Origin of the sequence: Uliginosibacterium gangwonense DSM 18521 (assembly GCF_000373965.1) — a bacterium.
Taxonomy (GTDB): Bacteria; Pseudomonadota; Gammaproteobacteria; order Burkholderiales; family Rhodocyclaceae; genus Uliginosibacterium; species Uliginosibacterium gangwonense.
This window is the reverse complement of sequence record NZ_KB892866.1, coordinates 91,541-116,340: the sequence shown is the minus strand read 5'-3', so window position 1 is coordinate 116,340 and position 24,800 is coordinate 91,541. Positions and strand designations below refer to the sequence as shown.

Annotated in this window: 22 protein-coding genes and 1 tRNA gene; 7 read left to right on the top strand and 16 right to left on the bottom strand. The window is 57.9% G+C overall.

Annotated features, from left to right (window positions below; genetic code table 11):
* Genes B145_RS0120680 through B145_RS0120670 form a run of 3 tightly spaced genes read right to left on the bottom strand, consistent with a single transcriptional unit; the run spans position 1 to position 2,489 of the window.
* The gene (locus B145_RS0120680) at positions 1-1,164 is read right to left on the bottom strand and encodes a THUMP domain-containing class I SAM-dependent RNA methyltransferase (protein WP_018609864.1); all 1,164 of its coding nucleotides are present in this window, start codon (positions 1,162-1,164) and stop codon (positions 1-3) included.
* A 7-nt stretch (positions 1,165-1,171) separates the two neighbouring features.
* Positions 1,172-1,612: a CopD family protein gene (locus tag B145_RS0120675; protein WP_018609863.1), complete on the bottom strand. Its 441-nt coding sequence runs from the start codon at positions 1,610-1,612 to the stop codon at positions 1,172-1,174.
* A 4-nt stretch (positions 1,613-1,616) separates the two neighbouring features.
* Positions 1,617-2,489 (bottom strand): SDR family oxidoreductase, encoded by an 873-nt coding sequence (locus B145_RS0120670; RefSeq protein WP_026259344.1) that lies wholly within the window; start codon positions 2,487-2,489, stop codon positions 1,617-1,619.
* A 39-nt stretch (positions 2,490-2,528) separates the two neighbouring features.
* Here B145_RS0120670 and B145_RS0120665 point away from each other — a divergent pair, with 39 nt between their 5' ends.
* Both B145_RS0120665 and B145_RS0120660 read left to right on the top strand, forming a co-directional pair.
* The gene (locus tag B145_RS0120665) at positions 2,529-3,560 is read left to right on the top strand and encodes a CDP-6-deoxy-delta-3,4-glucoseen reductase (RefSeq protein ID WP_018609861.1); all 1,032 of its coding nucleotides are present in this window, start codon (positions 2,529-2,531) and stop codon (positions 3,558-3,560) included.
* 13 nt (positions 3,561-3,573) lie between these two features.
* Positions 3,574-4,713, top strand: coding sequence for an EAL and HDOD domain-containing protein (locus tag B145_RS0120660; protein WP_018609860.1), 1,140 nt, complete (start codon positions 3,574-3,576; stop codon positions 4,711-4,713).
* A 94-nt stretch (positions 4,714-4,807) separates the two neighbouring features.
* On the opposite strand, the gene galE is transcribed toward B145_RS0120660, so the two are convergent.
* The 11 genes from galE to B145_RS26490 all read right to left on the bottom strand — a co-directional run bounded on the left by galE (position 4,808) and on the right by B145_RS26490 (position 16,967).
* A complete protein-coding gene (gene galE / locus B145_RS0120655; RefSeq protein WP_018609859.1) occupies positions 4,808-5,824 on the bottom strand; it encodes a UDP-glucose 4-epimerase GalE in 1,017 nt (338 codons plus the stop codon).
* Between the two features lie 57 nt (positions 5,825-5,881).
* A complete protein-coding gene (gene rfbC, locus B145_RS0120650) occupies positions 5,882-6,430 on the bottom strand; it encodes a dTDP-4-dehydrorhamnose 3,5-epimerase (RefSeq protein WP_018609858.1) in 549 nt (182 codons plus the stop codon).
* Positions 6,430-7,314 carry a glucose-1-phosphate thymidylyltransferase RfbA gene (gene rfbA, locus B145_RS0120645; RefSeq protein ID WP_026259343.1) on the bottom strand — a complete coding sequence of 295 codons (885 nt, stop codon included), beginning with the start codon at positions 7,312-7,314 and terminating at the stop codon, positions 6,430-6,432. The genes rfbC and rfbA overlap by 1 nt, the downstream gene beginning before the upstream one ends.
* A 17-nt stretch (positions 7,315-7,331) precedes the next feature.
* Positions 7,332-8,216, bottom strand: coding sequence for a dTDP-4-dehydrorhamnose reductase (rfbD, locus tag B145_RS0120640; protein WP_018609856.1), 885 nt, complete (start codon positions 8,214-8,216; stop codon positions 7,332-7,334).
* Between the two features lie 21 nt (positions 8,217-8,237).
* Complete coding sequence (gene rfbB, locus B145_RS0120635) at positions 8,238-9,299, bottom strand: dTDP-glucose 4,6-dehydratase (RefSeq protein ID WP_018609855.1); 1,062 nt, start codon at positions 9,297-9,299, stop codon at positions 8,238-8,240.
* Positions 9,300-9,339: 40 nt separating this feature from the next.
* Positions 9,340-10,323 carry a serine/threonine protein kinase gene (locus B145_RS0120630; protein ID WP_018609854.1) on the bottom strand — a complete coding sequence of 328 codons (984 nt, stop codon included), beginning with the start codon at positions 10,321-10,323 and terminating at the stop codon, positions 9,340-9,342.
* A gap of 62 nt (positions 10,324-10,385) precedes the next feature.
* Positions 10,386-11,165 (bottom strand): 16S rRNA (adenine(1518)-N(6)/adenine(1519)-N(6))-dimethyltransferase RsmA, encoded by a 780-nt coding sequence (gene rsmA / locus B145_RS0120625; protein ID WP_018609853.1) that lies wholly within the window; start codon positions 11,163-11,165, stop codon positions 10,386-10,388.
* A 216-nt stretch (positions 11,166-11,381) separates the two neighbouring features.
* Positions 11,382-12,284: a patatin-like phospholipase family protein gene (locus B145_RS0120620; protein ID WP_018609852.1), complete on the bottom strand. Its 903-nt coding sequence runs from the start codon at positions 12,282-12,284 to the stop codon at positions 11,382-11,384.
* Between the two features lie 46 nt (positions 12,285-12,330).
* Complete coding sequence (gene pdxA / locus B145_RS0120615) at positions 12,331-13,338, bottom strand: 4-hydroxythreonine-4-phosphate dehydrogenase PdxA (protein WP_018609851.1); 1,008 nt, start codon at positions 13,336-13,338, stop codon at positions 12,331-12,333.
* 41 nt (positions 13,339-13,379) lie between these two features.
* Positions 13,380-14,675 carry a peptidylprolyl isomerase gene (locus tag B145_RS0120610; protein ID WP_026259341.1) on the bottom strand — a complete coding sequence of 432 codons (1,296 nt, stop codon included), beginning with the start codon at positions 14,673-14,675 and terminating at the stop codon, positions 13,380-13,382.
* Positions 14,676-14,699: 24 nt separating this feature from the next.
* Positions 14,700-16,967, bottom strand: coding sequence for an LPS-assembly protein LptD (locus B145_RS26490; protein ID WP_157288555.1), 2,268 nt, complete (start codon positions 16,965-16,967; stop codon positions 14,700-14,702).
* A 102-nt stretch (positions 16,968-17,069) separates the two neighbouring features.
* On the opposite strand from B145_RS26490, the gene B145_RS0120600 reads away from it, so the two are divergent.
* The 3 genes from B145_RS0120600 to B145_RS0120585 all read left to right on the top strand — a co-directional run bounded on the left by B145_RS0120600 (position 17,070) and on the right by B145_RS0120585 (position 20,380).
* Entirely contained in the window at positions 17,070-18,065 is a 996-nt protein-coding gene (locus tag B145_RS0120600) for an aminoglycoside phosphotransferase family protein (RefSeq protein ID WP_018609848.1), read from the top strand.
* The gene (locus B145_RS0120595; RefSeq protein WP_018609847.1) at positions 18,049-18,411 is read left to right on the top strand and encodes a nucleotide pyrophosphohydrolase; all 363 of its coding nucleotides are present in this window, start codon (positions 18,049-18,051) and stop codon (positions 18,409-18,411) included. The genes B145_RS0120600 and B145_RS0120595 overlap by 17 nt, the downstream gene beginning before the upstream one ends.
* A 457-nt stretch (positions 18,412-18,868) precedes the next feature.
* A complete protein-coding gene (locus B145_RS0120585) occupies positions 18,869-20,380 on the top strand; it encodes a DEAD/DEAH box helicase (protein WP_018609845.1) in 1,512 nt (503 codons plus the stop codon).
* Positions 20,381-20,492: 112 nt separating this feature from the next.
* Here the strand turns inward: B145_RS0120585 and B145_RS0120580 are convergent, their stop codons facing one another.
* Positions 20,493-21,248, bottom strand: a complete 756-nt coding sequence (locus tag B145_RS0120580; protein WP_018609844.1) for a substrate-binding periplasmic protein — start codon at positions 21,246-21,248, stop codon at positions 20,493-20,495.
* A gap of 801 nt (positions 21,249-22,049) precedes the next feature.
* Between B145_RS0120580 and B145_RS0120575 the strand changes: the two genes are divergently transcribed.
* A tRNA-Arg gene (locus B145_RS0120575) sits at positions 22,050-22,121 on the top strand.
* Between the two features lie 77 nt (positions 22,122-22,198).
* Here B145_RS0120575 and B145_RS27800 read toward each other — a convergent pair.
* Positions 22,199-23,812 carry a methyl-accepting chemotaxis protein gene (locus tag B145_RS27800; protein ID WP_018609843.1) on the bottom strand — a complete coding sequence of 538 codons (1,614 nt, stop codon included), beginning with the start codon at positions 23,810-23,812 and terminating at the stop codon, positions 22,199-22,201.
* Between the two features lie 267 nt (positions 23,813-24,079).
* On the opposite strand from B145_RS27800, the gene B145_RS0120565 reads away from it, so the two are divergent.
* Positions 24,080-24,733 (top strand): outer membrane beta-barrel protein, encoded by a 654-nt coding sequence (locus tag B145_RS0120565; RefSeq protein ID WP_018609842.1) that lies wholly within the window; start codon positions 24,080-24,082, stop codon positions 24,731-24,733.
* Positions 24,734-24,800 lie beyond the last annotated feature (67 nt).

The window sequence follows — 24,800 nt, the reverse complement described above, 5'->3', positions numbered from 1 at the left end:
TTACTGTTCATCTTCCACGCGCTTGCCACGGTTTTGCCCGGCAACGATGCGATATTCAAACAGGCGGCAGTCAAGGTCGCCGTTCATGAGCGGGGTGCGCTTGCTGGCTTTCAGCCCGATGCGTTTGGCAAGTTCCATGTCGGCAGACAGGAAGTAGCAATTCCACCCGGCAAAGCGTTGCTTGAGCACATTGCCCACCAGCGGATACCAGTCGGCCAGTTCCTCGCCAGAGGACAGGCGGACGCCGTAGGGGGGATTGGTGACCAATACGCCTTCATCGGAGGGGGGCTCGATGTCCAGAATGTCGCTTTCGATCAGCTCAACGGCTCGCCCCAGCCCCGCTGCATCCAGGTTGGCCTGCGCAGCGCTAAGCTGGTGCGGATCAATGTCGGAGCCAAAAATCGGCAGCTCCGGGATATGCTTGCGGCGTTGTTCGACCGTGGTCCGCAGGCTGCGCCACGCCCCATCATCATGCTGACGGAAGCGCTCGAAAGCAAAGTTGCGTCCGAGGCCGGGAGCAATATCGAGCGCCATCTGCGCGGCTTCAATCAGGAAGGTGCCGCTGCCGCACATGGGGTCGAGCAACACATCCCCCGGTTGCCATCCCGATAGCATGATGATGCCAGCGGCCAGATTTTCCTTGAGGGGGGCTTCAACCTTGGCGCGTTTGAAGCCACGCTTGTAGAGCGCGTCCCCCGAGGTATCCAGATAGAGCGTGCAAGTGTTTTCCGTGAGGAATGCGTGGATACGCATGTCCGGGTGTTCGGTGTCGATATATGGACGATCTCCGCGCACGGCCCGGAAGTGGTCGCACAAGCCATCCTTGATGCGCAGGGTGGTGAAGTTCAGGCTCTTGAGCGGCGACTTGATGGCGGTGACATATACACGGATGGTATCCGTGGGCTCGAACCACTTCGCCCAGGTGGTGGCATAGGCAATCCGGTAGATGTCATCTTCGCCACGGTAACGGCCAAAGCCCACCTTCCACAATACGCGTGTGGCAATCCGGGATTCAAGGTTGGCGCGCCATGCCAGTTCCCATTCGCCTTCGCACTGCACGCCACCGGGCACGGTTTCGATATTTTTGGCGCCAAACCCCTTGAGTTCGGCCACCAGGAATTGCTCCAGCCCACGCGGGCATGGCAGGAAAAATGTATCGGACATACGTGCCTCAGAACGGTTTGACAATCGCCAGAATGCAGACGATCAATAAAATGATGGTGGGGGCTTCGTTGAACCAACGGAACCAGACGTGGCTGTATTGGTTGCGCCCTTGCTCGAATTCGCGCAGCAGGATGGCACACCCATAATCATAGGCAACCAGCCCAATCACCAGCACGGCTTTTACCCAGAGCCATTTCTGCACAAGCCAGAAAGGCACACCTTCCAGGCCATTGGAGAAGATGACCGCCCCACCGAAAATGAAGGTGCCCGCCATCAGGATCAGCATGAAGCGCTTCAGGCGCCGGGCCATGCCCAGCAGGCGGTCATACTCTGCATTACCGGGTGCCACCTGGGCCAGATTCACGAAAATGCGCGGCAGGTAGAAGAGCCCGGCAAACCAGCTGACAACAAAGAAGACGTGTATGGCCTTCATCCACAGGTAGAGCATGGGTTCAATCCTTTAGAAGTTGAGGGAGGGCCGCCACGACGTCCGGGTAGGCGGGCTGCCAGCGTAGCTCCCGCTTGATGCGGGTGTTGCAGATCCGCCGCGATTCGCCCATGAAGGACAAGGTGGCAGGCGACAGACTTGCTGCACATTCCGCCCAGGTAGCCCGTGGCGGACGGGGCAAACCGGCGGCATCAGCCAGTGCATCGTACCAGTCGCCCATCTTCAGGTGCGTATCATCGCACACGTTATACACGCGCAGACGTGGCCCGCGCAGGAGCGCAAGGCAGGCGGCATGGGCCAGATCATCGGCATGGACGTGGTTGGTATACACATCCTCTTGGGCACACAGCACCGGGCTGGCTTGGCGCAGGCGTGCCAAGGGCAGGCGCTGGGCAGCATAGATGCCAGGGGCACGCAGAATACGCAGGGCACAGCCCTGACGACTGGCGAAACGCCGCAGGCACTGCTCTGCCGCCACCCGCCGCTGCGCACGCGCCGTGGCAGGGCGCAGCGGGCGTGATTCATCCACGCAGGCACCCTGACAATCGCCATACACACCGGTGGTGCTGATATAGACCATGGCACGTGCTAGACTTTGGCCTTGTGCCAAGGTAGCCAGGAGGCGGCGGGTACGTGCATCGTCTGTGGTGGTCTCTGCCGGTGGTGCGCTGTGCAACACGTAATGGGCCAGACCTGCCAGCCTCTTCAGGCTGCGGGGCTGATCCAGGTCGCCCAGGATCGGCGTGATGCCTTGCGCGCGCAAAGCCTGTGCCCCGGCCATATTACGTACCAAGGCATACACGCGGAAGCGACGGCGCAGCCAGGGCAAGGCCCGACTGGCTACGTCGCCACAACCTATAATCAGAAGTCTGTTCATCACCGTATTATCCCACGTCCCTCAACATCGCCTACAGCCATGTCTTTCAAGGTTTCTTTATTCCCCGGCCCCCATCACTTCGATGCCACGGCAGACACCACCTTGCTACAAGCCGCCCTGGATGCCCACCTGCTGGTGCCCTATGGCTGCCGCGATGGCGCCTGCGGAGCCTGCAAGGGGCGCGTGCTGACTGGTGAGGTCGATCATGGCCGCTCGCCCGAAAGCACTCTCAGCACCACAGAACGCGAACAGGGTGGAGTGCTGATGTGCTGCGCCCATGCCCGCAGCGACCTCAGCATCGAATGCCGCGAAGTCCGCTCGGCGCAGGACATTCCCGTACGCAAGCTGCCCTGTCGTGTCGCCAGCCTAGACAAGGTGGCGGATGACGTGATGATTCTCAAGGTCAAGCTCCCGCCTACGGAGGAATTTCAGTTCCGCGCCGGACAGTACATCGACTTCCTGCTGCCTGATGGCCAACGACGCAGCTTTTCAATTGCCAATGCCCCAGGTGGCGATACGCTGGAACTGCACATCCGGCAGATTCCGAACGGGCTCTTCACCAGCAAAGTCTTCACCAGCATGAAGCCGCGCGACATCCTCCGCCTGGAAGGCCCGCTGGGGAGCTTCTTTCTGCGCGAAGCACCTGAGCAGGGCGGCGACAAGCCTATCATCCTACTGGCGGGGGGCACCGGCTTTGCCCCCATCAAGGCCATCGTCGAATACATGCAGGCCCAGGGCATCCACCGCCCGACCACGCTCTACTGGGGCGCACGCAACCGCGCCGGGCTTTACATGCATGAGTTGGCCGAGCGTTGGCAGCAGGAAATCCCGGGCTTCGATTATCGCCCGGTCATCTCGGATGAAGTGCCGGATGGATGGGCGGGCCATAAAGGTCTTGTGCACCATGCCGTTATAAAGGACTGGCCGGATCTATCTGCGCATCAAGTGTACGCCTGTGGCGCCCCGGCAATGATCGATGCGGCGCGAGCCGATTTCATGCAGACCTGCGGTTTGCCTGAGCACGCATTTTTCGCGGATGCATTCAGTTTCGCATCCGACAACAAGCTCTGAGGAGAGGATTCTCATGCCCAACGGTGTTCTCATTACGCGCGAACCCGTCGTCAACCAACAACGCGCGATCACGGCCAACCGCCTGATCGTCCATGCCAGCACCGTCCCCGAGGCGGTGGAGGCATTGGAGGAGCTTCGTCCGCATTGGCCCAAGACGCATACCGTTTTTGTCAGCCTGGGGCGACTCGTACCCACAGCCGATCTCTTCGCTTGGCAACCGCCGGAAGGCACGCTGATCGAAATCCCGGCCCAAGCCCTGCAATACACGCAGATCCAGGAACTGATCACCCGGATGAATGAAGCCAACATCCCGCTGGCAGTCAGCTGGTTCCAGCCCGGTGTGCGTTGGCCCGATGGGATTGACTGCCGCTTCGCGCTGGCAGACATCAACAAGGTGCCCAATCCGGCCGGGGCTCCAGGCGTGGCATTGGCATGGGGGCTGCCCGATGTGCCATCCTTCCAGCAGGCCGTAGCCCAAGGCTACAGCGGTGCAGCGGGTTGGTTCTTCCTGCACGGCGTCACCCCGTCGAAAACACTGGCGCCCTCGCATGCACAGATCGTGCGGCTACTCAATCTGGTGCGCAACGATGCGGAAATCAACGACATCGAGGCCGTGCTCAAGCAGGACGTGACCCTGCCCTATAAGCTGCTACGTTACATCAACTCGGCTGGCTTCGGGCTGATGGTGGAAGTACAGTCCTTCCGCCATGCAGTAACGATCCTGGGGCGCGACAAGCTCAACAAGTGGCTCTCGCTGCTGCTCGTGTCCGCCAGCAAGGACCCTACCGCCCCGGCGGTGATGCAGGCCGCGCTGGCCCGCGCCCGGATGATGGAAATCCTGGGCGCACACTTCTTTGACAAAGCGCAGTTGGACAACCTGTTCATCACCGGCGCCTTCTCGCTGCTGAACGTCTTGCTGGGCACCTCGGTTGATGTGATCCTGGAGCAACTGAGCCTACCTGAGCCCGTGCGGGACGCCCTGCTCACCGGCGACGGTGCCTATGCGCCCTTGCTCAAGCTGGCTACTGCGTCCGAGACCTTCATGCCCGACCAGTTGCGCAAGCAGGCCCAGCAACTCGGGCTGAGTGATCAACAGATCACCTCTGCGCTGATCCAGGCGGTGGCTTTTGCAGATGAGCTGAGTTTCAACTGAAGCACTTCAACTGAGCATGAAAACAAAAAGGGGAGGCACCACAAGTGCCTCCCCTTTTTCACATCAAACGCAGCGCTTTATCACGCAAAGCCGATCACACAAACCCATCCGGGTTGCCACTCTGCCAACGCCAGGCATCGGCACACATCTCTTCAATCCCACGCTCGGCACGCCAACCCAACTCACGTTCGGCCAGCGCCGGGTCGGCATAGCATTGGGCAATATCGCCAGGGCGACGGGCCACGATTTCGTACGGAATCTTGCGCCCTGCCGCCTTTTCAAAAGCGTGCACAATGTCCAGCACCGAGTAGCCCTTGCCTGTCCCCAGATTCAGGGTCAGCAAGCCTTGCTGCTGCGCCAGACGCCCCAGTGCCTTGACGTGCCCCACCGCCAGATCGACAACGTGAATATAGTCGCGCACTCCGGTGCCATCCGGCGTTGGATAGTCGCCACCAAACACCGAGAGTTTCTCGCGTTTGCCCACGGCCACCTGGGATACAAAGGGCATCAGATTGTTGGGGATGCCGTTCGGGTCTTCACCAATCAGGCCGGAAGGATGCGCCCCCACCGGGTTGAAATAACGCAGCACGGCAATCCGCCAAGCTGGATCGGTGGCGACCAGATCTTGCAGCACGTATTCCATCATCCACTTGGTACGCCCATAGGGATTGGTGGGCATGGTCGGGAAATCTTCACGAATCGGCACGCTGGCCGGGTCGCCATACACGGTGGCGGAAGATGAGAACACGAGGGTCTTGACACCGGATTCGGCCATCACCTCGGCCAATGCCACGGTGCCCGCGATATTGTTCTCGTAATACATCAGCGGCTTGGCCACGGATTCCCCCACTGCCTTGAGCCCGGCAAAGTGGATCACCGCATCAATGGCATGATTGCGGAAGACTTCGCGCATGGCGCCGCGATCCCGGATGTCGCGCAGGTGAAACGCCGCAATGCTGCGCCCGGCAATCTCCTCCACCTGACGCAAGGCCACCACCTTGCTGTTCGAGAGGTTATCCACCACCACAACCTCATGCCCTGCGTTGAGCAACTCCACGCAGGTGTGGGTGCCGATATACCCGGCGCCGCCTGTAACCAATATGCAACTCATATATTTATCCTTCTACGGCAAACCAACATACTGTCATACCTATTGGTGCATCAGCCTTCAAGAGTAGGTCTCGCATTCGCCAAATGAAAGCCCTGCCTGATCCTTGGCCGACAAAAGGAGGGGGAGCCCTTCGCACGGCCATTGTACCCCCACATGGGGGTCATCCCAACGCAGGCAGCGTTCATGCTCGGGCGCGTAATAATCGGTCGCCTTGTAGAGAAAATCCGCTGTCTCGGAGAGCACTACAAACCCATGGGCAAACCCTGGCGGAATCCAGAACTGGCGATTGTTTTCCGCACTGAGTTCAACGCCGAACCACTGCCCGAAGTGGGCAGACGAACGCCGCATGTCGACCGCCACATCAAACACACGCCCCGCCACCACACGCACCAGCTTGCCCTGTGGCTGCCGAATCTGGTAATGCAGCCCCCGCAGCACCCCTTGCTGGGAGCGTGAATGGTTATCCTGCACAAAGTCCACCTTTGCACCAGTGGCTTCGGCAAACACCCGCGCGTTGAAGCTCTCCAAGAAGAAACCTCGCGCATCTCCAAATACGTGGGGTTCCAGAATCAATAGATCAGAGATCGGGGTAGCGACTACTTTCATCAAAAAACCTTGTCTTCCATGATACGCAACAAATACTGACCATAACCGCTCTTAGCCAAGGGTGTGGCAATCTCACGCAAACGGGCATTGTCAATCCAGCCCTGGCGCCAGCAGATTTCCTCGGGGCAGCAGATCTTCAGCCCCTGGCGCTTTTCCAAGGTTTGGATGAACTGTCCGGCTTCCAGCAAGCTGTCGTGCGTGCCCGTATCCAGCCAGGCGTTACCACGACCCATGATCTGTACATCCAACTGGCCACGTTCCAGATAGATGCGGTTCAAATCCGTAATTTCAAGCTCGCCACGTGCAGAAGGTTTGAGATTGCGGGCAAACCCAACAACCTGATTGTCATAAAAATACAGCCCTGTGACAGCATACCGGCTACGTGGTTTGCTCGGTTTCTCCTCAATGCTCAGGGCCCGCCTGTGGGCATCGAACTCCACTACCCCGTAACGCTCGGGGTCAGTCACCGGATAGGCAAACACGCTGGCCCCTTCGCTGCGGACATTGGCTGCTTTCAGGCTATCCATCAGGCTGTGCCCATAGAAGATGTTATCGCCAAGCACCAGGGCCGAGGGGCCATCCCCGATAAAATCCGCACCGATGATGAAGGCCTGCGCCAAACCATCCGGGCTAGGTTGCACCGCGTATTCCAGCTTGATGCCCCAGGCGGAGCCATCACCCAGCAGTTGCTGAAAACGTGGGGTATCCTGCGGGGTGGAGATCACCAGAATTTCCCGAATCCCCGCCAGCAACAAGGTACTCAGCGGGTAATAGATCATCGGTTTGTCATACACTGGCACCAGTTGCTTGGAAACAGCCAGTGTGGCCGGATGCAGCCGAGTGCCAGAACCGCCGGCGAGAATGATACCCTTGCGTGTCGTCATGATGAGGTCCGCTCCGGTCAAAGGATTTCATTGAGCATACGAGTCACGCCCACGCGCCAATCCGGCAGGCGCAGCCCAAATGCAGCTTCCAGCTTGGCACAACACAGGCGCGAGTTGAGCGGGCGTTGCGCGGGCGTGGGGTACTCGTTGGTGGAAATCGGCAGAACTTCCCCAAGCTTGAGTTCCCGCCCGGCCTTGCGCGCCAGTTCAAATACCAGTCTGGCATATTCATACCAGTTCGTCTGCCCGGCAGCCGTGCAATGGTATAGCCCGCCAAGCTCCGGCCGGGCCTGTACCATGCGTATTGCATGAGCACTCACGTCCGCCAACAATTCGGCCCCGGTTGGCGCGCCAATCTGGTCATTGATGATCTTCAACTGTTCGCGTTCCCCGGCCAGACGCAGCATGGTCTTAGCAAAATTGCCCCCACGTGCGGCATACACCCAACTGGTACGCAGAATCAAATGCTTGCAATCGGTCAGCGCGATCAGGTTCTCGCCATCACGTTTGGTCCGGCCATAAACGGAAAGTGGGGCGGTGCGATCCTCTTCACGCCAGGACTGATCGCCACTGCCATCAAAGACATAATCGGTGGAGTAATGCACCAGCCATGCGCCGAGTTTCTTGGCTTCTTCAGCCAATACACTGGGCGCCAGGGCATTGATCATGCGCACAAGGTCCGGTTCGCTTTCTGCCTTGTCGACGGCGGTGTGGGCCGCTGCATTGACAATGACATCCGGTTGCACCACCCGCACGGCCTGGGCCAGCCCAGGCAGGTTGGTGAAGTCACCACACAAGTCCTGGCTATCAGCATCCAGTGCCACGACTTCGCCAAGCGGAGCCAGTGAGCGCTGAAGCTCCCAACCCAATTGCCCGCCCTTGCCAAACAACAATATCTTCATTTTGACTCCCGCGCGCGCACCTTATCGCTGCGCATAGTTCTTGGCCATCCATTCACGATATGCGCCACTTTGCACATTGGCGACCCAGGCCTGATTGGCCAGATACCATTCCACGGTCTTGCGGATGCCGGTCTCAAAGGTTTCTGCCGGGCGCCATCCCAGTTCGCGTTCAATCTTGCGGGCATCAATCGCGTAGCGGCGATCATGGCCAGGGCGATCTGCCACGTAGGTAATGAGGCGGGCATAACTACCCGCAGAGCTGGGCGCCAGTTCATCAAGCAAGGCGCACAGGGTTTTGACGATCTCGATATTCGGCTTCTCGTTCCAGCCCCCGACGTTATAGACCTCGCCTACACGCCCGCGCTCAAGAATGGCTCGGATCGCGCTACAGTGATCGGTCACGTAGAGCCAATCGCGCACCTGCATGCCATCACCATAAATCGGGAGATTCTTTCCGGCCAGCGCATTGGCGATGATCAACGGAATGAGCTTTTCCGGGAAATGATAAGAGCCATAGTTGTTAGAGCAATTGCTGATCGTCACCGGCAGGCCATAGGTATGATGCCATGCGCGTACAAGATGATCAGACGCGGCCTTGCTGGCCGAATAAGGGCTATTGGGCTCATAGCGGTTGGTTTCGGCAAATGGTGGATCATCTGCTTTGAGCGAGCCATACACCTCGTCGGTACTGACGTGATGAAACCGGAACGCGGCCTTCGCCTCACCCGCCAAACCGCTCCAATAACCCCGCACGGCCTCAAGCAGAGTAAAGGTGCCGGTAATGTTGGTGCGCATGAATTCCCCAGGGCCGTGAATGCTGCGATCCACGTGGCTCTCTGCGGCGAAATGCACCATTGCGCGCGGCTGATGCGTTGCCAGCAGGCTATCTACCAGGGCGCGGTCACAGATATCCCCCTGCACAAAGGTATAACGAGAATCCCCCTGCAAAGAGGCAAGATTTTCAGGATTCCCTGCATAGCTGAGAACATCCAGATTGATGACTGGTTCATTGCAGCCACGCAACCAGTCAAGGATGAAGTTGGCGCCAATAAACCCTGCGCCGCCTGTTACCAGAATTGTCATGATTTACCTCCTGCCTGGCATCACAATGCCAATAAATTATTCAGAACAGCCACGGCTGTGCCATGCGTTCAAGTTGATTATTCAGTGCGGCAATATGTTCATCCCACCACGCCCGGGTGTTGAACCAGGGGAAGGAGTGCGGAAAAGCCGGATCGTCCCAGCGCCGTGCCAACCATGCGGCATAATGAATCAGGCGCAAGCTGCGCAGTGCTTCAATCAAGCGGACCTGCCGTGGATCAAACTCGGCGAAATCCTCGTAACCTGCGACCAGATCGGCAAGTTGGCGGGTCATCTCGGCCCGCTCGCCAGACAGCAGCATCCACAGATCCTGGATGGATGGCCCGGTACAGGTGTCGTCAAAATCCACGAAATGCGGCCCCTGATCGGTCCACAGCACGTTCCCTGGATGGCAGTCACCATGCAGGCGGATGATCTTGATGCTGCCCACCGCCTCGAAGCAGGCAGCAACGCCATCGAGCACCTGCTGCAAAACGCCTTCGTATGCAGTGCGGATTTCAGGCGGAGGCCAGCCCCCTTCGAGCAGAAAGCGCCCAGGTAGGCGGCCAAATGTTTCCACATCCAGCACCGGGCGGTGTTGGTAGGTCGCCAGTGCGCCTTGGGCATGAATCCGCCCGATGAAGCGCCCCAGCCATTCGAGCACACTCGGGTCTTCCAGCTCTGGCGTGCGCCCACCACGACGCGGAAAAACCGCCAGCCGGAACCCTGCAAAATGGCTCAGGGTATCTCCTGCGCTGTTGCGCAGAGGAGGCACGGCGGGGATTTCATTCTCGGCGAGCGCCTGGGTAAAAGCATGCTCTTCGTGAATGGCGGCGTCACTCCAGCGCCCTGGGCGATAGAACTTGGCCACCACGAAACTTTCATCATCCAGGCCCACCTGATAGACCCGGTTTTCATAACTGGCGAGCGCCAGCAGACGGCCATCGGCATGCAGCCCGGTGGCATCAACTGCATCCAGCACCACGTCCGGCGTCAAAGCATCGTAGGGATGACTGGTAGTGGTCATGATGGGCGCGTATATCGAGGAGAAAGAATTTTTATGCAGAATACATACACATCAGGGCTGCGTCAGCGCTTTGCTGCAATATGATCGGCTATTCTGACATAGTCAGCCACGGCCAAGGTTTCACCACGTGCCTGCGGGTTGATGCCCAAGGCAGCAAAATCCTCTTCATCCAGCCATTCACGCAAGGTGTTCCGCAGGGTTTTGCGGCGCTGGCCGAAAGCTGCGGTGACGATGCGTGCCATCAAGGCCTCATCCTTGCAGGCGCACTCCGACGCAGGCCGGGGCTTCATCCAGACAATGGCGGAAGTCACTTTGGGGGCGGGGCGGAAAGCGCCAGGGGGGACATCGAAGAGGCTGTCCATGTAAAAACGGTATTGCAGCATCACGGACAGGCGACCGTATTCCTCGGTGTCCGGCTCGGCCACCATACGTTGCACAACTTCCTTTTGCAGCATGAAGGTCATGTCCTCCACCCGTTCGGCATAGCCAGCAAAGTGAAACAGCAATGGCGTAGAGATATTGTAGGGCAGATTCCCCACCACGCGCAGCAGGGCAGGCAGGCTTGCGAAATCGAACTTGAGCGCATCCCCTTCATGGATCGTCAGTTGCTCAGGGGTGTAGGTCTGCTTGAGCCGGGCAATCAGGTCCCGGTCAATCTCCACCACATGCAGGTGCCCACAGGCCACCAGCAGAGGCTGGGTCAGTGCGCCCAGGCCAGGTCCGATCTCAACCACCGCCTGCCCCGGCTTGGGGGCAATGGAGCTGATGATCTTGCGGATGATGTTGGGGTCGGAAAGGAAATTCTGACCGAAACGCTTGCGGGCAATATGGCCTTGCGGCATGGGGCAATCCTTGTTGGAAGCGGCTCACAATCCACTTCAAAAAACACAAAACAATACGGCAGAACGGGCCTAGTCTAGCCTGCTCTGCCGTCTCACACCAGGGCGATACTGAATCTACATTCCAAAGCCGGTCTACGATCTATCGCAAAGGGGCAGCAAGGGGTGCAGCACACAAGCCTTGATGCATTTTTTCGCGGTCAGGCCAAAAACCGACTCTTACTTGCTGAATGCAGCAATCTTCTCCTTGATCTTGGCAATGGCGGCATAACCGGCCTGCTCACCACGCATAATAGCCTCATGCCGCTGCTGGAAGTTGGCCGCAGCCAAGCCCTTTGTTTCAGGGTGGATCACGATGTCTGCGTCACGCAATTCATAGGCACCGATGGTCGTTCCCATGATTGCAATGGTATCGAGCATCACATCAACGCTACCCGGATTGGCTTTGCCCGAAGGGCGGGCAGAGATATCCACCGCGATGACAATATCTGCCCCCAACTGGCGGGCTGCCTTCACCGGAATGGGGCTGACCAGCCCACCGTCCACATATTCCTTGCCACGGATCACCACCGGCGTGAACACGCCGGGCACGGAGGACGAAGCCCGCACGGCCTGCCCCACGTTGCCGGAGGTAAACACCGTCATCGAGCCATTATTCAATTCCGTCGCCACCGCTGCAAACTTGCGCTTGAGGCCTTCGATGGGCTTGTTGGCAACCTGTTGATTGACAAACTTCTCCAGCGCCTCGCCCTTGAGGAAGCCGTGGTCAAAAATCGCCCAGTCAGTAAAGGCGCTTTCCTCCATCTGGAAGGCAATCTTTTGCAGGGCAAAGGCATCATTGCCTGATGCATAGAGGGAACCTACCACACTCCCCGCGCTGGTCCCCACTACGATATCCGGGGTAATGCCACTGGTCTCCAGCGCCTTGATCACACCGATATGCACAAAACCACGCGCCGCACCGCCGCCCAGGGCCAGCGCAATTCTTGGCTTGACCTTGACAACCGCAGGCGTGGTCACCACTTGCTTGACGGGCGGGGTATCAGACTTGGTTTCCAGGCCCACACATGCGCTCAGGGCCAGCAGGCCCACAGAACACAGCAATACAGAAAGACGTTTCATCAAAACACCAAGGGTTCTCAAAAGAAAACAGATTGAAACCGCAAGCTCAGACAGTGAGCTGCTGTGCCTGGATCATGCTCAGGGCACAATCGACGGCGGCAAACAGGCTGCCGGGGTCCGCGCTCCCCGTACCTGCCAGATCCAGCGCCGTGCCATGATCAACAGAGGTACGGATGATGGGCAGCCCCAAGGTTACGTTGATGCCACCGCCAAAGGTGGCGAATTTCAACACCGGCAGGCCTTGGTCATGGTACATCGCCATCACCGCGTCCCCCCGGCCCAGCTGACGAGGGGTAAAGAGGGTATCGGCAGGCAGGGGGCCGATCAGGTTCATACCTTCTGCACGGAGCCGCTCCAGCACGGGAGTGATGATTTCAATCTCTTCACGCCCCATGTGGCCGCCTTCACCCGCATGGGGATTGAGGCCAGCAACCAGAATTCTGGGGTTGGCAAAACCAAATTTCTTTTGCAGATCAACATGCAGGATGCGCAGGCTGCGTTCCAGCCCTTCTGCCGTGATGGCAGCACTCACCCCCTGCAATGGCAGATGGGTTGTGGCCAATGCCACCCGCATCCATCGTGAAGCCGTTTGTTCGCCATACTCCCCCGCCAGCATCATCACAACTTGAGGGGTGTGGGTCCGTTCAGCCAGATACTCGGTATGCCCAGAGAACGGCACCCCGGCGTCATTGATCACGCTTTTCTGTACAGGGGCAGTCACCATCGCGGAGAATCGACCGGACACGCAACCATCAATGGCACGGTCCAGCGTCTTGAGCACATACCGCGCATTGGCCGGGTTGAGCACGCCCGGCTGCGCAGGCACTTCCAGCGGAATATGCAACACCTCAAGCGTACCGGGCACGGGAATGTTCTCACGCTGAAACGGGCGCAGTGCCACATGGCGATTGGCCGAAGCCATGCGCTGTGCGATCAGGTCCTTGTCTCCGATCACCACCAGACGTGCAGGCCAGTGGCGCTGCGAGAGGGCGGTGCAGAGTTCCGGACCAACCCCGGCAGGCTCACCAGAAGTTATGGCAATAACAGGATGCATGGTAATCCGGCACCTTTCGGTGCCGGCCTTATGCTAAATAATCAGTAGTCTTCGGGTTTGATCTCAACGTATGCCGTATCACGCAATTGACGCAGCCAATCTTCATAGGACTCGTCACTCTTGCGGTCACGCAAGGCTTTGCGCACTTCAAACTTGCGACGCTCTTCTGTCACATCCATCTTGCGGCGTTGGATCACCTGGATCAGATGCCATCCGAATGGAGACTGCACGACATCGCTGACTTCACCGGGTTTGAGCGCATTCATGGCACGCTCGAAATCCGGCACCGTGTCCCCTGGGGAAATCCAGCCCAGATCCCCTCCTTTGACCGCAGACAGATCGCTGGAATTGGCCTTGGCAATTTCGCCAAAATCCGCGCCATTGCGAATCCGGTCTCGCAGATCACTCAGGCGGCGCACTGCTTCGGCTTCACTCATCGTATCGCTGGCACGCAACAGGATATGACGGGCATGCGTCTGCTCAATCTCGGTTTTGGTCTGGGCCGCTTCACGCATATCGACAAATTTGAAGATATGCAGCCCCACCGGGCTACGCAGAATGGGGCTGACGTCCCCCTTCTTCATCCCGGTCAGGCGTTCAGCAAAGATCTCCGGCAGACGGCGGAAAGGGCGCCAATCCAACATGCCGCCCTGCATAGCATCCTGCGCGTTGGAGTAGGTGGCAGCCACCTTGCTGAAGTCTTCCCCCTGTTTGATCAAGGCCAGCACGTCTTCAGCACGCCTGGTCACGGCTTTCCACTGCTCTGGCGTAGCCCCTTCCGGCGCACGCAACAGGATGTGGGCCAGTTGGAATTCGCTGGAAGCCATCGCGTTGTTGTCCTGATTGTTCAACGCGGCTTCAAGCTCGGCATTGGTGATGTCGATGCGGCTATCCACCTCGCGTTCGCGCAGCTGGGCCAGGGTAATTTCCGTCCGGATCTGCTCACGGAACTGTTCCCAGCTAAAGCCTTCATCGGCTACGGCCTTGCGGAACGCAGCCATGTCCATCTTGTTATCTTCAGCAATGCGGCCCACCGCCCGATCAAGCATCGATTCATCCACCCGGATGCCCACGGCCTCCGCCTGTTGCAGCTGGATGCGTTCCATGATCAGGCGCTCCAGCACCTGGCTACGCAACTGTGCGGCCGAAGGCAGCGCAGTCCCCTTGCGCTTGAGCTGGCTGGTTATCAATTGCTGGCGTGTGTTCAACTCGGATTGCGTCACCACGTCCTTGTTGACAACCGCCACCACCTTGTCCAGAACCTGGGCCTGGGCAGACAGCGCCGCCATGAGTGCCACAGCACAGAGGAGTCGGGGAATCCTGAAAAATGCTTGCATCTTTACGTCCGCTTTCAGCACTGCTTATTGTTCGTCGGAAAACACTTCACTGCCTATTGGTGCTTCGTTGATCTTGCCATAACCACTCACGTTACGGCGCAGCAATCCCACCGGATTCGTTCCGATCCCGGCAAAATCATTTAGTTCAATCTGGAAGAAGTAGGAGTTGTTGCGCAGCCCTGTCGTGTTCAACAAGGTCTGCCAAACCCCACGGAACACCCAGCAATCGGCCTTGTACTCGACCCCGGCCAGGGCTTCTGTCAACTTGTGGTCCTGCAGGTTGGGGTTGTAACGCCCCACGCCATACCAGCTTCCCCAAAGCGGCCACTGGAAGGTGATGTCGATATCACGATATCCGTTCAACGTATCGTTGCGCTTGAAGCGATAGGCAAACGACACCGTCTTGCCATATCCCGGCTGATACCGCACCCCAAAAGAGGTCTGCTCGAACAGCCCCGCACGCGGATCGTACTGCACGGCTGCATCCAGCAGCACATTACGGTAGGCCTTGCCGGATACTGCCGCCAGGATATCAGCCACCCGCCCTGTACGCGCTGTTTCGTTGGGCAGCGTCACACGCTGATCCGCCATGTAATAGCGCTGCGCCAGGGCCATCCCCAACCATTGCTCGCCGGTATCAGCCTTGATCAGACGGGACTGCACCCCGGCCGTGATCTGGTTGGCATTGACGATCCGATCCTGGCCAGAATAAATGTTTTCCGAGAAGATCTGTGCAAAGTTGAAGTCGGCCGCTGCCGTATCAAATACGGGGTAGTTGCTCTGATCTCGATAGGCAGCACGCACGTAGTACAAACGGGGTTCCAGCGTCTGGATATGCGTTGCATCGCCGATCTGGAACTCACGTTCAAACTTGACGCCAGTGTCTAGCGTGGCAATCGGCACCGCCCGCTGCAGATGTGAATCCCCGGTCGTGGTACGGCGGTCGATATCGTAATTGGTCAGATGCAGACCGATCTTGGGCGTCAGGTAATACGCAGCACTGCGCATGGGCAAGGAGATCTGCGGGTACATGATCGTCCGTTGTCCGGTATCGGCAGAAGGGTGGGTGAAGTTGGTGTACTGCACCGGCATCTGCAAGGCAAAACCATGGAAATCTGCAACTTGCGGCAGAAACGAAATCTGCGGGGAGCGCTCATAAGGCGTGTCTCCGCTCAATGTCTGGAAAGACTGCACCAACATCGTTCCCGACAGCCAGCTACCATTGTTGTAGTTCAAGGTCGCCTGGCGGTTCAGGTTGGTCAAAGACGTAGAGGTGATCCGTGAGCTGAGGTCGGTAAAATAGGTTTTGTCCGATACCGCGTTGAAATCGATAGCCCCCGTCAGCCCGCTGCCAAAACTCTGGTTGTGCGTGAACATGAACAAGGAACGCGAGGTCTTGGTCACCAGATCGTCAGCCAGAAACTCGTTACGAATCGTGCCACCGGAAGTCGCCGTCAGGTAACGCGCCTCGGAGGCCACCTGCAACCCTCGCCGTGACATGTAGCGTGGCGCCAAGGTAAAATCGTAGTTGGGGGCCAGGTTGAAATAGTACGGCAGCGTCAAGTCGATCCCTGTGTTCGACGAGCTGCCAAAGGTAGGGGGCAGCACACCGGACTGACGCCCCCCGTTCAAGGGGAACTCCAGCCAAGGGGTATAGACGATAGGCACACCTTTGAAGACCACCACCGCGTTATTCCCCTGCCCTTTTTCGCGGTCGTAGTCCAACCGCAGTTCCCCAAGCTTGAGATACCAAGCTGGGTTAGGCGCCTTACAGGACGAAAAGGTGGCATTGGTCAGGCGGTATTGGTTTTCGCCTTCCAGGTAAATCTTGTCGGCAGTCCCCGAGCCCGCCACACCACGCTGGAGCGAATTGGCAAACATCTTCGCGCTTCTTGCGCGTGCCGTGCGCCGCAGGGCATATTCGGGAGACTCCACCACGCCGAACCACGTATCAACGTTAACGCGGGCATGCGGCCCCTTGATGCGGTCCTGGTCGCGCACCAAGAGCACGTCGCCGTCTGCATCCACGTTGTTGGTGCCCAGATCCATCTTGATCTGCTCACTCGTCAACACCGCGCCACTGCGCTCGACCTTGACGCCCTCGATCGCCCGAAGCTCCACCTCGTCCTGCCCTTCTATCCGGCCGGCGGAAATGCGCGTTTCCCCCGCGTCCTTTTCCACCGCGTGGGCAGGTGCAGGCAAAGCCGCCATAACAGCGAGCGCCAGCCCGCTCAGACGGAAGCAGGCAGGGCTTGAATGATGATGTGTAGCAGTAGGGTCAGGACGCGTCATGAACATTAGAAGCTTGAGCGAAGCGGCCCAAGTGCCGCCACGTTTGATAAGATCCGGGGTCGCATTCTACATGAAGCCTCAGCTCAGCCGTGGGAGCCTGAATTGGATCGTTTTGAACTATTACAAGCCTGGATCAAAAAACTGCATCCCGGCCACCCTTATTCCATCGCACCGGCCTCTGCCGATGCCAGTTTCCGGCGTTACTTCCGCGTCAGTTTCGACGACGGCGAAACCCGTATCATCATGGACGCCCCCCCCAGCCACGAAGATTGCCGCCCATTCATCCATGTGGCGCACCTCTTCGGAGAAGCAGGCGCCCATGTACCAAGCGTTTTTGCCAACGACCTGGAGCAAGGCTTCCTGGAACTCTCCGACCTGGGTTCGACCACCTACCTGTCGGCCCTGACCCCCGAGAACGCCTCCGATCTGTACGCAGATGCCCTGGGCACGCTGGCAAGCATCCAACGCGCCAGCCACCCCGGCGCATTGCCCGAATACAATCAGGCCCACCTGCTGCGCGAAATGGAGTTGTTCCCGGTATGGTACGTTGAACACCACAAAGGCGTCACCCTGACCGAAAATGAGAAGAATGACCTATATGGGGTCTTCGACGCAATCCTCGCCGTTAATCTTGCTGAACCCCAGGTCTTCGTCCACCGCGACTATCACTGCCGTAACCTGATGCTCAGCACGCCCAATCCAGGTGTGCTGGATTTTCAGGATGCAGTCTACGGCCCGCTCACCTACGATCTGGTCTCGCTGTTCAAAGACGCCTACATCCATTGGGAAGAAGAGCGCACGCTGGACTGGCTCGCCCGCTACTGGGAAACCGCCCGCCACATCGGCCTGCCGGTCCGTGCAGACTTTGCCGAATTCCACCGCGACTATGAGTTCATGGGTGCCCAACGCCACATCAAGGTGCTCGGCATTTTCGCCCGCCTCTGGCACCGCGATGGCAAAGACGGCTATCTCAAGGACATGCCGCTAGTGATGCATTACCTGCGCGCGGTCTGCAAACGCTACCGGGAACTACACCCCTTGCTGCGCCTGCTCAACAAACTCGATCCGGAGGAGACCGTCATTGGCTACACCTTCTGAGTCTGCAGGCAGCCCTCGCCTGCTCGACACCCACGCCCTGGAAGCACGGCTCGCGGAATTTGCCCGCGAGCGGGACTGGGATCGCTTCCACACCCCACGCAATATCCTGCTCGCCCTAACTGGCGAGGTGGGCGAGCTAGCGGAAATCTTCCAGTGGCTCACCGATGAGGAAGCCGAATCCATCATGCGCACCGACAAGGCCGAGCATGTACGCCAGGAAATCTCCGACGTGCTGCTCTACCTCATGCGCCTGGCAATGATCCTGGAAATCGATCTGGATTCAGCCGTACGCAACAAGATCGCCATGAATGCGGTGAAATACCCGCCAATTCCCAAGGATCAGTGACCACCCCAACCCCATGATGTCGCCACGAGCGCCCGGAGTAACTGGACGTTTTGCACAAAACGCGCATTGCACAATAATTTTCCATAAGTCCTTGCGTATACAGAATTTTCCTGTATAGTGCTGCCCCTTATGCCCGAGTTTTTGTATCGAGCCTGGTTCATCGTCTCTGACCCCTCCTGACGCATTCCCCCTTCAAACCGGAGTCTTGCGCGTTTGTTGTTCTGGTTGGCGCCGATGCATTTGCGTTGCGATTGTTGCGCAACGCGCGTGTCACGTATCCGCCACCAGCCTGCCTGGATGCCGCTGAAGGATGCCGTTTTCACAGCCATCTGGCTGCTGCGAACTATTCCCCTTTTGCTGCATTACCTGTCTGCACCCCGGTTTTCGTGATTTTTCAGCGCCCAACCCGGCGGCAGCTTGTCTGCGTCTGGATGCGCGCACCCTTGACAGGAATTTTATGACTTTTGATTCACTGGGCCTGCACCCCCTCATTCTCAAGGCTGTAACCTCTGCCGGTTACACCACGCCCACCTCTGTTCAGGCCGAAGCCATCCCCGCCGCCTTCACCGGCGCTGACCTCATGGTCTCTGCCGCCACTGGCAGCGGTAAAACCGCAGCCTTCATGCTGCCCGCGCTGCAACGCCTCACCGAAAACACCACCGTTACCGGCTGCATCGGCCCGCGCATCCTGATACTCTGCCCCACGCGCGAGCTGGCCCAACAGGTTGGCAAATCCGCAATCACCTATGGCCGCGCCTTCAAGCGTCTGTCTGTCGTCACCGTCGTGGGTGGCATGCCCTACCCGGCACAGATCAAGCTTCTGCGCCAATCGGTTGACATCCTGGTCGCCACACCGGGCCGTCTGCTGGACTACATCGGCCGTGGTCGCATCGATTTCTCCCGCTGCGAAATGCTTGTGCTGGACGAAGCCGACCGCATGCTCGACATGGGCTTCAAGGAAGACATCGACCAGATCGTCGCATCACTGCCTGCAGACCGCCAGACCGTCATGTTCTCCGCCACATTCGGCGGCGAAGTCGGCCGCCTCGCGCAAGGCATGCTGCAAGACCCTGTGCGTATTGCGCTCGCCTCCCAAACCGACCGCCACACCGACATCACCCAACACCTGCACTGGGCCGACGACAGCAGCCACAAGCTGCGCCTGCTCGACCACCTGCTGCGCGGTGAAGACGTGCAACAAGCCATCGTATTCGTAGCCACCAAGCGCGATGCAGACTGGCTCTCCGACACTCTGAACGAAAAGGGTTTCGCTGCCGCTGCGCTGCACGGCGATATGCCCCAGGGCAAACGCAACCGCACGCTGACGAGCCTGCGCCGGGATCACATCAAGATATTGGTCGCCACCGATGTGGCCGCCCGTGGCATCGACGTCCCCAACATCAGCCACGTCATCAACTTCGGCATGCCGATGAAGCCGGAAGATTACGTACACCGCATTGGTCGTACCGGTCGTGCCGGGCGTGCTGGCATCGCCACCACCCTGGCCATGGCCAGCGAACGCTTCAAGGTCCGCGCCATCGAACGCTTCACCACCCAGCGCATCCCTGCCCAGGTCATTGCCGGGCTGGAACCCCGCGTCAATCCTGAGCAACGCGAACGTCGTGGCTCCGAAGGTAGTCGCCCCGCCCGCACCGGCGAACGCCGCTTTGGTGATCGCCCGCGTACCGACCGCAACGATTCCGGTTCCGGTCGCAGCCGCTTTGGTGCTGACCGCCCGGCATTCGGCGCAGATCGCCCCGCCTTTGGTGCCGAGCGCCCTAGCACCGAACGCCGTGAGCGCCCTGCTGGCACAGGCGAACGTAGCTTCAGCGACCGCCCCCGTCCCGCAGGCCAAGGCTTTGCCCACCGCCGTGATGACCGCGCCCCCACCGGTGACCGCCCCGCCCGTCCCCGGCCTCCCACCGAAGGCGGCCGCCGCAACTTCAGCCGCGCCCACCGCGACGAATAAACGACATCATCTGCTTGAATAGGCAAGGCCCGGAAAATTCCGGGCCTTTTTGTTGGTCGTTGCCTGACAAGCCTAATTATTCAAAAATGCCACCGATTCTTGTGGCGCATTTTTAATGGTCGCTCTTCGCCAATTCGTTCTCTATCATGGAGTTGATAACATCCACCTTGTCATCATTGGCGTCGTCAAACTCTTTAAGCAGTTTTGCCCCAACGGCTGATTTCTTTGAGAATGCAACAAAGGCTTCAGTGCCTTTGACCGGCAACGGTATCGTTTTAATTTTATCTCCAATATTCTTCTTTTTCGCCTCGGCCAGATAGGAGTAAACATTTTGGTCAAACACCGCATCAACTCGTCCGGCCAACAATTTCCCCAGATTTTTCGCCAACCAATCGTCTCCCGAAACCAGATCAAATTTAACGGCGGGCTGGTTTGCAAAGAAATCTGGGATTGCAGCCCCCGCAAGAAAACCTAATGTCATGCCGTTCAGGTTATTGACAGATTCAATTTTACTGAGTTTGCTACCAACCAGCACGGTTATTCCGGGCCGCATGATGTAGATAGGTTTTTTTGAGAAATAGGCAAACCTTTCTCTATCCTGATTTTTGGCAATCTCCAAAGTAAGATCAACGTCACCATTTTCCAGAGATAACATCAGCCTCGGGAAGGGCTGAGCCACAACGACGGGAGTGTGCCCCATCTTCCTCAGTTTGGTTGTAATGTAGTCAATCGATGGGCCACGTATGACGTTTGTCTGCTTGTCTTGATAGACGTTCGGTGAATGGATAAACACGCCTACATGCACTTCGTCGGCAAATGCCATGCTGGACATGATCCCAAGACATACGGCACATATGTATTTGTTCATGGTGCTCTTCTCCATATACTGCATTTATCGGTTCGCAGCCTGATCGTCCGTATACGAATTAACGTTTGACCCAAGCTGCTTTGTTTCATTCTGTTGCACCCACCGATTGAATCCACACTTGATGGAATATTTCTCTTTCCAGAGTGGAGTGGCGAAACTTTGTTTGCAAGGCAGAAAGGTGAATTTTTAATTCACTGCACACAACTTTTGAAATCCATCTGAGCGCGCACTTCAATCATCAATACACGGTCAAGGTGAGGTGAACGGTACCGCCCAACAATGCGGTGGATTTCATGGAAAAACGTGTTAGTTCAGGAAGGGCAAGGTTGCATGCTGGCTACGTGATATCACATAGTTTTCAGACCCTTGCTTTTAACATTTATCTACTATTTCACCGCCTATAAAATTACGCCACGAGCATAGGTTGAAAATTTCACAGTTTCATCTCCCAGCGAGGTTGATTGGGACAAGCCGAAGGCGCCTCCCAACAATACGGCGACATTTCATAGAAGAAGCGTTTTTCAAGAGGCACGCCGCTACGATTGAAGTACTCGATCGTTACGAGACTCGCCGGTAGACGCCTTCTGCTTGTCCCAACCGTACTGCTACTTTTTTGTCAGCAAGGGTTTTGTGATAGTCTTGCGACCGCTACGGCATGCCTGCGCCAGCGATTTGTTTGCAACCCGAAAGTGCTGCCAAGATCGTTCAAGGCGCGCTACACATGCTATTATCGCGGGCGAGGCAGGAAGCCGTAAAGCACGAAGCAGTACGGGATTCCTCCCTCCCCACTGATACAACTATGGCCCTATAGTTCAATGGATAGAACGCGGTCCTCCTAAGACTGAAATACAGGTTCGATTCCTGTTGGGGCTATACCGGTTGAGTGACAAAAAGCCCGCAAATGCGGGCTTTTTGCTGCCTGGGGTCATCCGGCTGGGTGTTAATCCGCTTCAAACCTTGTAGACTTCCAGTGCACGGGCGATGTCCTGGCTCATCGAGGCCATTTTGTCGACCGCATCGGCGGACTGTATGGCTGCTGAGGAGTTGCTTTCGGTCATCTGGGCGATCTGTTCGATCTGCTGGGCAATGGTGGTGCTGGCGGTGCTTTGTTCGCGCATGGCGTCGGTAATATCTTCCACCGCCTTGACCACGACGCCTGAGCCTTGCTTGATCCCCTGGATGGAGGCCCCTGCTTCATTGGCGTTTTCCACGCCACCGGCCACTTCGCGCACCGCATCATTCATGGTATCTACTGCTTGTCGGGCGCTGCTTTGCATGCGTTCGAGCATGGAGGAGATCTCTTGCGTGGAATTCGCGGTGCGCTCTGCGAGCTTGCGCACTTCATCTGCCACCACGGCAAAACCGCGCCCCTGCTCGCCTGCGCGAGCGGCTTCAATGGCGGCGTTGAGCGCCAGCAGATTGGTTTGATCGGCAATATCCCGGATGATGTTGGCGGCCGAGGAGATGCTTTCGCTATCGTTGCGCAATGCATTGATGCGCTCGGCGGCGGCTTCAACGGTGCGGGCAATGCTCTGAATGCCTCCTACCGTGGCCAGAATCACTTCGCTGCCACGTTCGGCGCTGCTTTGGGACGAAAGGGTGTGCTGGGTCGCCTCGTGTGCCTGGGAGGCAACGTGGGAGATGCTGACTGTCAGCTCTTCAATGGCAGCGGCCATGCCTGAGGAGGCATCGCTTTGCTGGCGGGAGTTTTCCGCAATCTGGTGCGCGTTCGCCCTGGCTTCATGGGCGGCTTTGAGCATCTGGTTGGTTGATTGCTGGATGTGTGCAAAGCTGCTGCGCAGGCGGGCGAGCAGGGAATTGTAGGCCGCCAGGGTTTTGCCGATCTCATCCCTGCTCTTGACGGGCAGATCATTGCGGAAATCAAGTTCCTCGGCAGTGCGGGCAATTGCCCTTTGCATGGAATCCAGTGGTCGGATGATGGAGCGCCCGAGCGTGAAGCCCAATACAGCAATCAGGCCCAGGCCCAGCACGGCAGCAACAATGGTTACGCTGATGGTGGTGGCAAACGATGCGGCAGCCGCCTTAGAGACGCTTTCCGCCTGAGTGGCTTTGATCTTCAGGAGCTTGTCGAAGGCGTCGGCAAGCTGCGCATGGACGGGGCCGACCTGGGTCTGCATCACGTTCATAGCCATCTGTGCCTCACCCGAGCCCGCAAGGTTGCGCACCTGGCTCATCTTGCTCACATAGGTCGCAATGCCCCGTTTGGCCTCATCGAGAATCTGCTTTTCGTTAGGGTCAGTCGTTTTCTCGGTATAGAAGACGATCTCCTTGATGATGCCATTGCTCAACTCGTCCATACGCGCTTCGATACGCTTGGCTGCGTCAGCATCCGTGACCGGAATGCGATCATAGGCAGCAGCGTGCAGCGTGAGGTATTTGGCCCGAATTTCCCCGGCGGCCATTACCGCAGGCAAGGTGGTAGAAGTAATGTCATCCACACCCGATTTGACCCGGCTCAGCCCGAATGTCGCCACACCCACGATGGCGGCACAGGTTGCCAGCGCAAACAACACAAGCAGCATGATCTTGCGCGCAATATTCATATTGACCTCCCAATTGCGGCTGAAATGAGCATCAGCCTTGGCGGAGTAACGGCCTCTGCCTGAAAGTCTTTAGACCCACAGCTGCATTTTCAAGAAAAGTAACCCCTTTAGCCACCCTTGGGAATCAATCTGAAGCGCCTTGGAGCGGTACGCCTGTAACACTTTCTTGCATCCTGTAGCAGTTCAGAAACATCACGAAACAGGGGGCTTACAACTTTGAGGTTCAATGGGCGCTCCAGATGACTGGATATATCAAGGAGCACAAACATGAAAACATTCATCCCCCATTCCATCGTTGCTACTCTGGTTGTTGGCGGTTTGTGTCTGGCAGGCCAGGCTCAGGCTGCGGATTTTTCAACAGGCCCTTACGTCAGCGCCAACGTGGGCGCGGGAGTCTCCTCGTTGCGCAAAGGCGGTATCGATAGCGCCCTGGGCGCACAGGGTATTGGTGTGTCATCCGGCACGTCTGATACGCAGAATACCACCTACGGCTTAAGCTTTGGGTATCGCATCACGCCAAATCTGGCAGTGGAAGCGGGCTATGTCAATTTGGGCAAATTCGGTTATCAATCCAACGTCAGCGGCGCATCCAATGCGGCTGTCGTAGGTGAATTCAAATCACAAGGTGTCACTGCAGCGGCACTGGGTATCCTGCCACTGGCACACAATGTGTCGGTATACGGCAAACTTGGCCTGATCAGGGCAGATACCGAACTGCGCGCTTCTGGTAGCAATGGTGTGGACACCGTCAACACCAGCCACACTACCACAGGCCCCCTTCTTGGGCTGGGTGCCAGTTATGACATCACCCCGCAGGTGGCCACCCGCGTGGAATGGAACCGCTATGGCAATTTGGGGAATCCCTCCACGGGCTATGGCTCTGTTAACACCTATACAGTAGGCTTGGCTTACAAATTCTGATCCATCCGCATTTCGTTTTCTCCTCCCCGTAGAACTTGGGCGGCATCCACGGTTTCCGTGGTGCCGC

Bases quoted from the DNA above. Each gene is read 5' to 3' on its own strand.
- rfbB (WP_018609855.1), bottom strand. From the start codon at position 9,299: ATGACAATTCTGGTAACAGGCGGCGCAGGGTTTATTGGCGCCAACTTC.
- B145_RS0120610 (WP_026259341.1), bottom strand. From the start codon at position 14,675: ATGCAAGCATTTTTCAGGATTCCCCGACTCCTCTGTGCTGTGGCACTC.
- B145_RS0120675 (WP_018609863.1), bottom strand. From the start codon at position 1,612: ATGCTCTACCTGTGGATGAAGGCCATACACGTCTTCTTTGTTGTCAGC.
- B145_RS0120565 (WP_018609842.1), top strand. From the start codon at position 24,080: ATGAAAACATTCATCCCCCATTCCATCGTTGCTACTCTGGTTGTTGGC.
- B145_RS0120580 (WP_018609844.1), bottom strand. From the start codon at position 21,248: ATGAACAAATACATATGTGCCGTATGTCTTGGGATCATGTCCAGCATG.
- B145_RS0120680 (WP_018609864.1), bottom strand. From the start codon at position 1,164: ATGTCCGATACATTTTTCCTGCCATGCCCGCGTGGGCTGGAGCAATTC.
- B145_RS26490 (WP_157288555.1), bottom strand. From the start codon at position 16,967: ATGACGCGTCCTGACCCTACTGCTACACATCATCATTCAAGCCCTGCC.
- B145_RS0120585 (WP_018609845.1), top strand. From the start codon at position 18,869: ATGACTTTTGATTCACTGGGCCTGCACCCCCTCATTCTCAAGGCTGTA.
- B145_RS0120670 (WP_026259344.1), bottom strand. From the start codon at position 2,489: ATGAACAGACTTCTGATTATAGGTTGTGGCGACGTAGCCAGTCGGGCC.
- B145_RS27800 (WP_018609843.1), bottom strand. From the start codon at position 23,812: ATGAATATTGCGCGCAAGATCATGCTGCTTGTGTTGTTTGCGCTGGCA.
- B145_RS0120620 (WP_018609852.1), bottom strand. From the start codon at position 12,284: ATGAAACGTCTTTCTGTATTGCTGTGTTCTGTGGGCCTGCTGGCCCTG.
- rfbD (WP_018609856.1), bottom strand. From the start codon at position 8,216: ATGAAGATATTGTTGTTTGGCAAGGGCGGGCAATTGGGTTGGGAGCTT.
- rfbA (WP_026259343.1), bottom strand. From the start codon at position 7,314: ATGACGACACGCAAGGGTATCATTCTCGCCGGCGGTTCTGGCACTCGG.
- pdxA (WP_018609851.1), bottom strand. From the start codon at position 13,338: ATGCATCCTGTTATTGCCATAACTTCTGGTGAGCCTGCCGGGGTTGGT.
- rfbC (WP_018609858.1), bottom strand. From the start codon at position 6,430: ATGAAAGTAGTCGCTACCCCGATCTCTGATCTATTGATTCTGGAACCC.
- B145_RS0120665 (WP_018609861.1), top strand. From the start codon at position 2,529: ATGTCTTTCAAGGTTTCTTTATTCCCCGGCCCCCATCACTTCGATGCC.
- rsmA (WP_018609853.1), bottom strand. From the start codon at position 11,165: ATGCCGCAAGGCCATATTGCCCGCAAGCGTTTCGGTCAGAATTTCCTT.
- galE (WP_018609859.1), bottom strand. From the start codon at position 5,824: ATGAGTTGCATATTGGTTACAGGCGGCGCCGGGTATATCGGCACCCAC.
- B145_RS0120660 (WP_018609860.1), top strand. From the start codon at position 3,574: ATGCCCAACGGTGTTCTCATTACGCGCGAACCCGTCGTCAACCAACAA.
- B145_RS0120630 (WP_018609854.1), bottom strand. From the start codon at position 10,323: ATGACCACTACCAGTCATCCCTACGATGCTTTGACGCCGGACGTGGTG.